General features: G+C 66.3%; 6 protein-coding genes. All 6 read left to right on the top strand.

The features are described 5' to 3' along the window. Nucleotides 1-166 precede the first annotated feature (166 nt). The 6 genes from recC (at nt 167) to B2790_RS19010 (ending at nt 11,931) form a co-directional block, all read left to right on the top strand. Nucleotides 167-3,649 carry an exodeoxyribonuclease V subunit gamma gene (recC, locus tag B2790_RS19035; RefSeq protein ID WP_286919494.1) on the top strand — a complete coding sequence of 1,161 codons (3,483 nt, stop codon included), beginning with the start codon at nt 167-169 and terminating at the stop codon, nt 3,647-3,649. Beyond that, complete coding sequence (recB, locus tag B2790_RS19030; RefSeq protein ID WP_286919493.1) at nt 3,646-7,323, top strand: exodeoxyribonuclease V subunit beta; 3,678 nt, start codon at nt 3,646-3,648, stop codon at nt 7,321-7,323. Before recC ends, recB begins: the two co-directional genes overlap by 4 nt. Beyond that, on the top strand, nt 7,320-9,395 hold the full coding sequence (gene recD, locus B2790_RS19025; protein WP_286919492.1) for an exodeoxyribonuclease V subunit alpha: 2,076 nt from the start codon (nt 7,320-7,322) through the stop codon (nt 9,393-9,395). Before recB ends, recD begins: the two co-directional genes overlap by 4 nt. Nucleotides 9,396-9,600: 205 nt before the next feature. Further along, nucleotides 9,601-10,167, top strand: coding sequence for a YfiR family protein (locus B2790_RS19020; protein WP_286919491.1), 567 nt, complete (start codon nt 9,601-9,603; stop codon nt 10,165-10,167). Then, the gene (locus B2790_RS19015; protein WP_286919490.1) at nt 10,164-11,435 is read left to right on the top strand and encodes a diguanylate cyclase domain-containing protein; all 1,272 of its coding nucleotides are present in this window, start codon (nt 10,164-10,166) and stop codon (nt 11,433-11,435) included. The genes B2790_RS19020 and B2790_RS19015 overlap by 4 nt, the downstream gene beginning before the upstream one ends. A gap of 4 nt (nt 11,436-11,439) precedes the next feature. Next, nucleotides 11,440-11,931, top strand: coding sequence for an OmpA family protein (locus B2790_RS19010; protein WP_286919489.1), 492 nt, complete (start codon nt 11,440-11,442; stop codon nt 11,929-11,931). Nucleotides 11,932-12,207 lie beyond the last annotated feature (276 nt).

Raw genomic sequence — 12,207 nt, 5'->3', positions numbered from 1 at the left:
AGTCCATACATAGGAGCGGGCGAGCCCGCGAAGGGCTGCAAAGCAGCCCCAATCAAGCCGGCAAACGTTAACTGAGCGGCATTAGGGCCTGATGGCACTCGGCCCTTTCGGGCATCCGCGTGATATCGTGCCCCCTCAGCCACCAGCACCAGCCAGAGACCTCCCGATGCCCAATACCACTCACCTCCACCCCGGCTTCATGATCGTCCACGGCAACCGCCTCGACGACCTGCGCAGCCTGGTGGTGAGCTGGATGCGTCGCTATCCCTTGGCACCTCTGGAAAACGAAATCGCCCTGGTGCAAAGCAATGGCATCGCCCAATGGCTCAAACTGGCCCTTGCCGAAGACCCTCAGGACGATGACCAGGGTGGTTGTGGCATCGCCGCCGCCATCGACGTGCAACTGCCAGGCAGCTTCATGTGGCAGCTGTACCGCAGCGTGCTGGGCCGTGATGAAATTCCCGAAGTCTCCCTGCTCGACAAGGCACCGCTGACCTGGCGTCTGATGCGTCTGCTCCCGGCCTTGATCGAACGCCCGCATTTCGAGCCGTTGCGACGCTTCCTCACCGACGACAGCGACCTGCGCAAGCGCTATCAGCTCGCCGAGCGCCTGGCCGACCTGTTCGACCAGTATCAGGTCTACCGCGCCGACTGGCTCAAGGACTGGGCCGCTGGCGAGCACATCCTCAACACCGCTCGCGGTGAGCGCAAGGCGCTGCCCCCGGGCAACCGCTGGCAGGCAGAGTTGTGGCGTGCATTGCTGGAGGATGTTGGCGAGCAGGGCATGGCGCAGAGCCGTGCCGGCGTACATCAACGCTTCATCGAACGGATCAACAGCCTGGAGCAGGCACCTGCCGGTCTGCCGGCTCGGGTGATCGTATTCGGTATCTCCTCGCTGCCAGCCCAGGCCCTCGAGGCACTGGCCGGCCTGGCACGCTTCAGCCAGGTGCTGCTGTGCGTGCACAACCCCTGCCGCCACCACTGGGCCGATATCGTTGCCGACAAGGACCTGCTGCGCCACCAGTACAAGCGTCAGCAGCGCAAGCAGGGCATGCCCTTGCAACTGGACGACCAGACGCTGCACCAGCATGCCCACCCTTTGCTGGCCGCCTGGGGCAAACAAGGCCGCGACTACATCAACCTGCTCGACAGCTACGATGACCCCGGCAGTTACCAGGGCGTGTTCAGCGACGGTCGCATCGACCTGTTCAGTGACGGCTCGCCCACCACGCTGCTCAACCAGTTGCAGGACGACATCCTCGAACTGCGTCCGCTCGCAGAAACCCGCGAGCAGTGGCATCCAGTCGACCCGGCGAAGGACCGCTCGATCCGCTTCCACATCACCCACAGCCCGCAACGTGAAGTGGAGATCCTCCACGATCAGTTACTGGCCCGGTTCAGCGCCGACCCAACCCTGCGCCCACGTGACGTGATCGTCATGCTGCCGGCCATCGATACCTACGCGCCGCATATTCGCGCCGTTTTCGGCCAGTTGCAGCGCAACGATCCGCGCTACATCCCGTTCACCCTGACCGACCAGGGCCAGCGTGGCCGCGAACCCTTGCTGATTGCCCTCGAACACCTGCTCAAGCTACCGGACAGCCGCTTCGCGGTCAGCGAAGTGCTCGACCTGCTGGATGTGCCGGCAGTCCGCGCCCGTTTCGGCATACGCGAAAACGACCTGCCCACGCTGCACCGCTGGATCGAGGGGGCTGGCATCCGCTGGGGCCTCAATGCCGAGCAGCGGGCCAGCCTGGGCTTGCCCGCTGGGCTGGAACAGAACAGCTGGCGGTTCGGCCTGCGGCGCATGCTGCTGGGTTATGCCGTAGGCGTGGGTGAGGCCTGTGACGGCATCGAACCCTACGATGAAATCGGTGGCCTGGATGCGGCACTGATCGGCCCGCTGGTCGCCTTGCTGGACGCCCTCGAAGTGGCCGGCCAGGCCCTGTCCGAGCCTGCCACTGTCAGCCAGTGGGGCGAGCGCCTGCATGCCTTGCTGCAAGTGTTTTTCCTGGCCGAGGGCGAGCACGACGAGATCCTGCTGATGCAGTTGCAGGATCTGCGTGATAGCTGGCTTGAAGTGTGCGAGGCCGTCGGCCTGCAAGACCCATTGCCGCTGACCGTAGTGCGCGAAGCCTGGCTGTCGGGCCTCGACCAGGGCAAGTTGTCCCAGCGCTTCCTCGCTGGCTCGGTGAACTTCTGTACCCTCATGCCGATGCGCGCCATCCCGTTCCGGGTGGTCTGCCTGCTGGGCATGAACGATGGCGATTACCCCCGCGCTCAGCAGCCGCTGGACTTCGACCTGATGGCCAGCGACTACCGCCCCGGTGACCGCTCGCGCCGTGAGGATGACCGCTACCTGCTGCTCGAAGCATTGTTGTCGGCCCGCGACCAGCTGTATGTCAGCTGGGTCGGGCGCAGCATCCGCGACAACAGCGAACGCCCGGCCTCGGTACTGATCGGCCAGTTGCGCGATCACCTTGCAGCCGGCTGGCAGCTGGCAGGCGCGGAGCAGGGGCAGCCAGCAGAACCGGGCGAGCAACTGCTGCACGCACTGACCCAGGAGCACCCGCTGCAACCGTTCAGCCCACGCTACTTCCAGAAGGGCAGCCCGCTGTTCAGCTTTGCCCACGAATGGCAGGTGTTACACCAGCAGGGCCAGGAGTACCAGCAGGCTGACCCCGGCCTGCCGCCATACCATGACGATGAGGCCTTGAGCCTGACCCAGCTGAATGACTTCCTGCGCCACCCGGTGCGGCACTTCTTCAGCCAGCGTCTGAAAGTCTACTTCGAAGCGCTGGAAGCACCGACCCCGGACGAGGAACCCTTCGTCCTCGATACCCTGCAACGGTACGGCGCCAGTGAAAGCCTGCTGGGTGCAGCGCTGGCCGAGCCGGACAATGCCGAACAGGCCCTGCAGGCCCAGGCCCGGCGCTTGCAGGCCTGTGGCGTGCTGCCACTGGCCGGCTTCGGCGAACTGCTGCAGCGCGAGCTGATCGAGCCCCTGCCAGACCTGCTCCAACGCCATCGCCAGCTATTGCAACGCTGGCCGCAGCTGGTCGAGGGGGCATTGCCAGTGCATTTCGAGCACGGCCAGCATCGTCTCGAAGGCTGGCTGGGGCGGGTGTTCCAGGCGGATGACCAGAGCCTGCTCAGCATCACCACCGTACCCAACACCATCAGTGCCGGGCGTAACGCCCTCAAGTGGCACCGCCTGATCGCGCCCTGGGTCACGCACCTGGCGGCCTGCGCGGCGGGCTACCCCTATAACAGCGCGCTGGTAGCCAGCGACCTGACCCTGCTGCTTGCGCCACTGCCACAAGCGCAGGCGGCGCAATTGCTGGGCGACCTGCTGGTAGCCCGCCAGGCGGCGATGAATGCGCCGTTGCCGGTCGCGGCCAAGACCGCGTTCGCCTGGCTCGCCCAGGACGATAGCGACAAAGCCCTGGCTGCTGCTGCCCGCGCCTACGAAGGCGACGAGCGCACCAGCTTCGGCGAGCGCAGTGAAAGCATCGCCCTGGCTCGGCAGTTCCGCGACTTTGCCACGCTCACCGCTGATGAAACCTTCGAAGGCTGGTGCGAAACCTTGTACCGCCCATTGTTCAACGCCCCGTGGCAGACCCTGGGCAACCCGGAGAAAGGCGCATGACCCAGGACCGCCCCCTGGCACTGAGTTTCCCCCTGCATGGCAGCCAGCTGATCGAGGCAAGCGCCGGCACGGGCAAGACCTTCACCATTTCGGCGCTGTACCTGCGCCTGATCCTCGGTCACGGTGGCGAGCAGGGCTTCGACCGCGAGCTGCTACCACCGCAGATCCTCGTGGTGACCTTCACCGACGCCGCCACCAAAGAGCTGCGCGAACGTATCCGCGCCCGCCTGGCCGAAGCTGCGCGGTTCTTCCGTGGCGAGCTGGAGGCGGCCGACCCGCTGCTGCACCAGCTGCGTGACGATTACCCGGAAGAAACCTGGCCACGCTGTGCCGGGCGCCTGGAAATCGCCGTGCAGTGGATGGACGAGGCAGCGGTATCGACCATCCACGGCTGGTGCCAGCGCATGCTGCGCGAACATGCCTTCGATAGCGGCAGCCTGTTCACCCAGACCCTGGAAACCGACCACAGCGAACTGCTGGGCCAGGTCATGCGCGACTACTGGCGGCGCTTCTGCTACGGCATGCAAGGCGACGCGCTGGCCTGGGTGCGTGGCCACTGGGGCAGCCCCGACGCCTTGCTGCCCCGGATCCGCCCGCTGTTCGGTCGCGTGCGCGCCCAGCACGACGGGCCCGAGCCGGCGGCACTGATCCAGGCATCGCTGCAGCAGCGTGGCGAGCAGTTGGCCCGGCTCAAGGCGCCTTGGGCGCAATGGGCCGAGGAGTTGCGCCAGATCTGCCGTGATGCACTGGCCGCCAAACAGGTCGATGGCCGCAAGATGCAGGCCCGTTACTTCGAGCCCTGGTTCGACAAGCTCTGCGCCTGGGCCGCAGACGAACAACTGGTGGAGCTCGACCTGGGCACCGGCTTTACCCGCCTGACCCCGGCGGGCATGGCCGAAGCCTGGAAGGGCGAGCCACCCGAGCACCCCGCCCTCAATGCCATGCAGAGCTTGCAGCAACAGTTGCAGGCCCTGGACAGCCCGGATGCCCCATTGCTCGAGCATGCCGCCAACTGGGTATCGGCACGCTTCGAAGTGGAGAAGCGTCGGCGTGCGGAAATGGGCTTCGACGACATGCTCCTGCGCCTGCAGCACGCCCTTGCCAGCGAGGCCGGCGAGCGCTTGGCCAGCCTGATCCGCGAACAGTTCCCGGTGGCGTTGATCGACGAGTTCCAGGACACCGACCCGGTGCAGTACGGCATTTTCGAGCGCATCTACCAGATCAGCGAAAACCGCGCCGAAACCGGCCTGTTCATGATCGGCGACCCCAAGCAGGCGATTTATGCCTTCCGTGGCGCCGATATCTACACCTACCTTGCCGCCCGCCGTGCCACGATTGGTCGCCTGCACAGCCTGGACACCAACTACCGCTCCAGCAAGGCCATGGTCGCGGCGGTCAACCAGGTGTTCCTGCAGGCCGAGGCGCGTGAGGCAGGGCGTGGCGCATTCCTGTTCCGCGAGGCCGATGACAACCCGCTGCCGTTCATCGAGGTCTGCGCCAAAGGCCGTGGCGAGCAGCTGTTGATCGACGGTGAAGCCTGCGCAGCCCTTCAATGCTGGCATCTGGAAAGCGAAGAGCCGGTCTCCGGCAGCGTTTACCGGCAGCAGCTGGCCGCCAGTTGCGCCAGCCATATCGTCGCCTTGCTCAATGGCGGCCAGCAAGGCACGGCTGGTTTCCAGAATGCCGAGGGCGAACTGCGCCCGTGCCTGCCATCGGACATCGCCATCCTGGTGCGCGATGGCCATGAAGCGCAGATGGTCCGCGCCGAGCTTGCCGCGCGCGAGGTGCGTAGTGTGTACCTGTCCGACAAGGACTCGGTATTCGCCGCCCAGGAAGCCCACGACCTGTTGGCCTGGCTAAAGGCCTGCGCCGAACCCGACTCGGAGCGCCTGCTCAAGGCCGCCCTGGCCAGCCTTACCCTCGATCTGTCGCTGGCTGCGCTGGACCGCCTGAACCAGGACGAGCGGGTCTGGGAAGACTGGGTCATGCGTTTTCGCCGTTACCGCGACACCTGGCAGCGCCAGGGCGTGTTGCCGATGCTGCGGCACCTGCTGCATGACTTCCAGCTGCCGCGCACGCTGATCCGCCGCAGCGATGGCGAACGGGTGCTGACCAACCTGCTGCACCTGGCCGAGCTGTTGCAACAAGCCGCCGGCGAACTGGACGGCGAACAGGCGCTGATCCGCCACCTGGCCGAGCACCTGGCCAGTTCCGGCCAGGCTGGTGAAGAGCAGATCCTGCGCCTGGAGAGTGACGAGCAGCTGGTGAAAGTGGTGACCATCCACAAATCCAAGGGCCTGGAATACCCCTTGGTCTACCTGCCGTTCATCTGCACCAGCAAACCAGTGGACGGCAGCCGCCTGCCGCTGGCCTGGCATGACAGCCAGGGCAACGCCCATCTCACCCTCACACCAGACCAGGAACAGATCGACCGCGCCGACGACGAGCGCCTGGCCGAAGACCTGCGCCTGCTCTATGTGGCCCTGACCCGTGCCCAGCATGCCTGCTGGCTGGGTGTCGCCGACCTCAAGCGGGGCAACCAGAAGAGCTCGCAACTGCACCGCTCGGCGTTCGGCTACCTGCTGGGTGGCGGCCTCGCCCTGCCGGGCTCGCAGCAACTGACGGACTGGTTGCAGGCCTTGGCCAAGACCTGCCCGCACATCTCTTGCCCGAGCCTGCCGCCGGCAGATGAGCAGGTGTATCGCATGCCGCACGCAGAGCATGAGCTGCTACCTGCCCGCAAACCGCGCCGCGCAGCGGGCGCCGAGCATTGGTGGATTGCCTCGTACAGTGCCCTGCGCGTCGGCGACCAGACCCTCGGTGCCGACAGCTCGCAGGCCCAGCAGTTACTGGATGATGAAGTGGTCGATACCCAAGTGCTGCGCGAGGTCCCGGCCGACAGTGGCGATATTCACCGCTTCCCGCGTGGGCCCAACCCGGGCACCTTCCTGCATGGTTTGCTGGAATGGGTTGGCCGCGAGGGCTTCAGCCAGGTCAGCGGCAATGCACGGCTGATCGAGCGTACCGTTGGCCAGCGCTGCAACCGTCGTGATTGGACCGGCTGGATCCCCACCCTGACGCATTGGCTGCAGCGCCTGCTGGGCGAAGCGCTGCCGTTGCCGGGCAACGACCTCGGTGTGACTCTCGGGCAGCTGCGCCACTACCAGATCGAAATGGAGTTCTGGTTCGCCAGCCACCAGGTCGATGCCGAACAACTCGACCGCCTGGTGGCACGCCACACCCACCCCGGCCTGGCACGCCCGGCGGCGCAGCCGACTGTGCTCAATGGCATGTTCAAAGGTTTCATCGACCTGGCCTTCGAGCTGGACGGGCGTTACTACGTGACCGACTACAAGTCCAACTGGCTGGGCCCGGATATCCAGGCCTACGATGCCCAGGCCATGGAAAAGGCCATCCTCGAGCATCGCTACGACCTGCAGTACGTGCTGTACCTGCTGGCCCTGCATCGCCAGTTGCGCGCCCGCCTGCCTGACTACGACTACGACCGCCATGTCGGCGGCGCCCTGTTCATCTTCCTGCGAGGCGCCAGCAGCAGCGGCCACGGCGTTTACCACGCCAAGCCACCGCGTGAGCTGATCGAAAGCCTCGATGCGCTGTTCCGTGGTGAGCATCCGCCCGTACAGCAGGACCTGTTTGCCGGAGCCGTGATATGAGCCGAAGCCTAGTCGACCTGTTGCCCACCCCGCTGCACGCCGAGCACCTGCTCGCACTGGCGCCGCAGCATGACAGCGGTGACCTGCTGCAACTGCTCGACCGCTGGGTAGAGCGCGGCTGGCTGCGCGCCCTGGACCGTGCGTTCGTATCGTTCCTGGAGGAGCGAGCCCCCGGTAGCGACCCCCTGCTGTTGCTGGCCGCCGCCCTGGCCAGCCACCAACTGGGCCACGGCCATGTCTGCCTCGACCTGCAGCAGACCCTGGCCGAGCCCGATTTCGCCCTGTCCTTGCCGCCTGAAGGCGACGCCTTGACCGGCCCCTTGCTGCTGCCTTCGCAGTTGCTCGCCAACCTCGACCTGCACGCCTGGCGCCAGCGCATTACTGCCAGCCCGCTGGTGGCCGCCGGGGATACCCCGGGCCAGCAAGCGCGGCCTCTGGTGCTCAGCGGCGAGCGTTTGTACCTGCGCCGTTACTGGAGTTACGAGCGGCGCATCGACCATACCCTTCGCCAGCGCCTGACCCAGGCCGAAGCGCCTCCGGCCGACCTGCCTGGCCGTCTGGCGCAGCTGTTCGACGGTGGTGCGCCGGCAGGCCAGGTGGACTGGCAGAAGCTTGCCTGCGCCCTGGCCACCCGCGCAGGCTTCAGCATCATCACCGGCGGCCCCGGCACGGGTAAGACGACTACCGTGGTGCGCCTGCTGGCCTTGCTGCAGGCGCCGGCGGTAGAGCAGGGCAGGCCATTGCGCATTCGCCTGGCCGCGCCGACCGGCAAGGCGGCCGCGCGCCTGACCGAATCCATTGGCCAACAGGTCGAGCGCCTGCAGGTCAGCGCCGAGGTGCGCGCGCAGATCCCCACCGAGGTCAGCACCGTGCACCGCCTGCTCGGCAGCCGCCCCGGTTCGCGGCACTTCCGCCACCATGCCGGCAACCCGCTGCCGTTGGACGTGCTGGTGGTCGACGAAGCGTCGATGATCGACCTGGAAATGATGGCCAACCTGCTCGATGCCCTGCCGCCACGGGCACGCCTGGTACTGCTGGGCGACAAGGACCAGCTGGCCTCGGTCGAAGCCGGTGCGGTACTGGGTGACCTGTGCCGAGATGCCGAGGAGGGCTGTTACTCGCCGGCGACCGAGGCATGGCTGGAGCAGACCGGTGGCGAGTCGCTGGCGGGCAGCGGCCTCAAGGCCGGCGATGAGCAACGCAACCCGTTGGCCCAGCAGGTGGTGATGCTGCGCTTCTCGCGGCGTTTCGGCGAAGGCAGCGGCATTGGCCAGTTGGCCCGGCTGGTCAACCGCCAGGACGCCCATGCGGCGCGCAACCTGCTGGCCGCGCCGCCGCCCGATGTGCACAGCCTGGCCCTGAAGCACGAACAGGACCGCGCCTTCGACCGCCTGCTGCTCGACGGCCTGAACCGCGGCAGCGACGGCCCGCAGGGTTATCGCAGCTACCTGCGTACCCTTGGCCGTTTTCGCCCGGCACTCGATACCGCCGTTGACGACCCCGCGTGGGAGCAATGGGCGGGCAAGGTGCTGCACAGCTTCGAGGACTTCCAGCTGCTGTGTGCGGTACGCCGCGGCGCCTGGGGTGTCGAAGGCCTCAACGAACGGGTGGCGCGGGTACTGCACAATGCCGGGCTGATCGACAGCCAGCAGCCTTGGTACGAAGGGCGCCCGGTGCTGGTAACCCGCAACGATTACGGCCTGGGCCTGATGAACGGTGACATCGGCATTGCCCTGCGCCTGCCGGACGAGCGCGGCGAACCCCTGTTGCGCGTGGCCTTCCCGCGTAACGACGGCAGCGGCGGTGTGCGCTTCGTCCTGCCCAGCCGGCTGAACGAAGTGGAAACGGTATTCGCCATGACCGTGCACAAGTCCCAGGGCTCGGAGTTCAGCCACACCGCGCTGGTGCTACCGGATGCGCTCAACCCGGTGCTGACCAAGGAGCTGGTATACACCGGTATCACCCGCGCCAAGCACTGCTTCAGCCTGGTCGAGCCCCGCCAGGGTATTTTCGAAGAGGCGGTGGCGCGCAAGGTACGGCGTATTTCCGGGTTGATGCTGGAGCAGGTCTGACCCTGTAGTGAGCCAATAGGAGATCCCCTGTGGGAGCGGGCGTGCCCGCGAACACGGGCGCAGCCCGTGCCAGCCACCGTGGTGCCTGCTTCGCGGGCACGCCCGCTCCCACAAGGATCGCATTGGATCAGCGGCTTTCATACAAGCATGCGGCCATGTGCTATCGTTGCGCCGATATCGGAAAGGACCTTAAGAGATTTCCCACATGAAAGTGGCCGCAAGGCGAGTGACGAGCTGTGTGCTTTCGCTATTGCTGGTCGCCCTGTTCCTTTCCGCAGGCCCGGCCCGGGCAGACCCCGCCATAACTGCCGCCCAGGCGCAGCAACGTGCCAAGGCCGTCACCCAGGTGGTGCTGGGCATCTTCAGCTACGCCCGCTGGCCCGTCGAACCCTCGCCCTTGCGCCTGTGCCTGGTCGGCCCGACCGAATACGCCGATGACCTGATCAAAGGCCATGTGCAGGAGTCCGGCCGACCGCTGCAAGTGCGGCGACTACTGGCAGACGATAGCCAGGTCGCCCAGGCCTGCGACGCCATCTACATCGGCAAACTCGACCAGGGCCAGCGCGACCGGCTGTTCGAGCGCGTCAGTGGCCACCCGGTGCTGAGCATCAGCGAGGCAGACGACCCGTGCACGGTCGGCAGCCTGTTCTGCTTGCGGGTCAGCGACCAGCAGGTAGCCTTTGAAGTCAACCTGGACTCGGTGGCACGCTCCGGCGTGCGCATTCACCCCAGCGTGCTGCAATTGTCGCGGCGCCGGGCGGTGCAACCATGAAGCCAACCCGCAAGCGCGGCGTGCGCCCGACCCTGCGCTCGGTGCTGGGCCGTGGCCATCTCAGCGTCGCCTTGCTCGCCGTGGGCCTGGCCGGCATATCCCTGACCCTGCTGGGCGTGCTCGCCCTGCGTGTCTACGCCAACGACAACCTGCACCTGATCGCCCGCTCGATCAGCTACACCGTGGAAGCGGCGGTGGTGTTTGACGACAGCGCAGCGGCCAATGAGTCGCTGGCGCTGATTGCCAGTACCGAGGAAGTGGCCGAAGCCAGGGTCTTCAACAACGAAGGCGAGCAGCTGGCGCATTGGCAGCGCAGCGATACCGGCGTGCTCGCGCGGCTGGAGGCGCAGGTGGCCACCGCCTTGCTGGATGAGCCGATCAACCTGCCGATCACGCACCAGCAACAGCAGGTGGGGCGCATCGAGCTGGTTGGCCAGGGGCGTAGCCTGTTGCTGTTCCTGTTCAGCGGGCTGGCCGGCATCCTGTTCTGCACGGTGCTCAGCGCCCTGGCTGCCCAATACCTGTCACGGCGACTGCTCAGCGATATCGTCCGCCCGCTGCGCGGCCTGGCCAGTGTCGCCCACGCCGCCCGCCGCGAGCGCAGTTTTGACCGGCGCGTGCCGGAAGCGCCGATTGCCGAGCTCAACGAACTGGGCAATGACTTCAACGCCCTGCTGGATGAGCTGGAGGTATGGCACAGCCACCTGCAGAGCGAAAACCAGACCCTGGCGCACCAGGCCAGCCACGATAGCCTGACCGGCCTGCCCAACCGCGCATTCTTCGAGGGGCGCCTGAGTCGCAGTGTGCGCAATGCAGAACGGCAGCGAGATCACCTGGCGTTGCTGTTTCTCGACAGCGACCACTTCAAACAGATCAACGACACCCTCGGCCATGCGGTGGGCGACGAAGTGCTGATCAGCGTGGCCGACCGCGTGCGTGCCCAACTGCGCGAGCACGACCTGGTGGCGCGCCTGGGTGGCGACGAGTTCGCCGTGCTGCTGACGCCTTTGCATTCGCGCCAGGACGCCGAGCACATTGCCGAGAAGATCGTTGCCAGCATGAAGTTGCCGGTTCAGCTGGATAGCGGTCGCAGTATCGCCACCTCGTTGAGTGTCGGTATTGCCTATTACCCGGATGACGGCGCCGACCCCGCCAGTCTCCTGAATGCCGCCGATGCGGCGATGTACCAGGCCAAGCGCAAACGCCGTGGTCATTGGCAATTGGCGCAGACGGAACGGTCCGCCAGCGAAATCAAGAACAGGAGTTGAACCCGTGATACAGGCTTTGCGTTTCCCCCTTTGGGCCTTGTTGCTCGCCGTGCTGGCGCTGACCGGCTGCCAGAGCGCTCCGCCCAAAGGCCTGACCGCCGAGCAGATTGCCGTGCTCAAGCGTGAAGGCTTTACCCTGACCGACGAAGGCTGGGCCTACGATTTGTCCGGCAAGGTGCTGTTCGGCAGCGACCTGGACAGCCTCAACAGCCAGAGCCAGGCGATTGTCGAACGCATTGGCAAGGCGCTGCTCGGTGTTGGCATCCAGGGCGTGCGGGTGGATGGGCATGCCGACTCGTCCGGCAAGGCGGCGTATAACCAGCAGCTGTCCGAGCGCCGGGCGCAGAGCGTGGCCAGGGCGCTGGTCGGGGTAGGCATGCCGGCGCAGAACATCCAGTCCCGCGGGCTGGGCAGTAGCCAGCCGGTGGCGAACAACCGCACCAGCGCCGGGCGTACCGAGAACCGGCGGGTGTCCATTGTGGTGGCTTCCTACTGACGACAGCCTCCCAGGCCAGCATATCCGCGTGTAGGGGCGGGCTTGCCCGCGAAGCAGGCAACGCGTTGCCTGGCACCGGCTGCGCCGGTGTTCGCCGGCAAGCCGGCTCCCACAGGTACAGCACTTGTCTTGAATCCAGCACAGTACCTGTGGGAGCGGGCAAGCCCGCGAAGCAGGCGACTCGGTGTCTGGCACCTGCTGCGCCGGTGTTCGCCGGCAAGCCGGCTCCCACAGTTACAGCACCTGTCTTGAATCCAGCACAGTGCCTGTGGGAGC

Source organism: Pseudomonas sp. UBA6753, from assembly GCF_002453565.1.
In the GTDB taxonomy this organism is placed as follows: domain Bacteria; phylum Pseudomonadota; class Gammaproteobacteria; order Pseudomonadales; family Pseudomonadaceae; genus Aquipseudomonas; species Aquipseudomonas putida_Z.
The sequence above is the reverse complement of the archived record's forward strand: the minus strand, read 5'-3'. Positions and strand labels throughout refer to the sequence as shown.

Bases quoted from the DNA above. Each gene is read 5' to 3' on its own strand.
- recC (WP_286919494.1), top strand. From the start codon at position 167: ATGCCCAATACCACTCACCTCCACCCCGGCTTCATGATCGTCCACGGC.
- B2790_RS19020 (WP_286919491.1), top strand. From the start codon at position 9,601: ATGAAAGTGGCCGCAAGGCGAGTGACGAGCTGTGTGCTTTCGCTATTG.
- recB (WP_286919493.1), top strand. From the start codon at position 3,646: ATGACCCAGGACCGCCCCCTGGCACTGAGTTTCCCCCTGCATGGCAGC.
- recD (WP_286919492.1), top strand. From the start codon at position 7,320: ATGAGCCGAAGCCTAGTCGACCTGTTGCCCACCCCGCTGCACGCCGAG.
- B2790_RS19015 (WP_286919490.1), top strand. From the start codon at position 10,164: ATGAAGCCAACCCGCAAGCGCGGCGTGCGCCCGACCCTGCGCTCGGTG.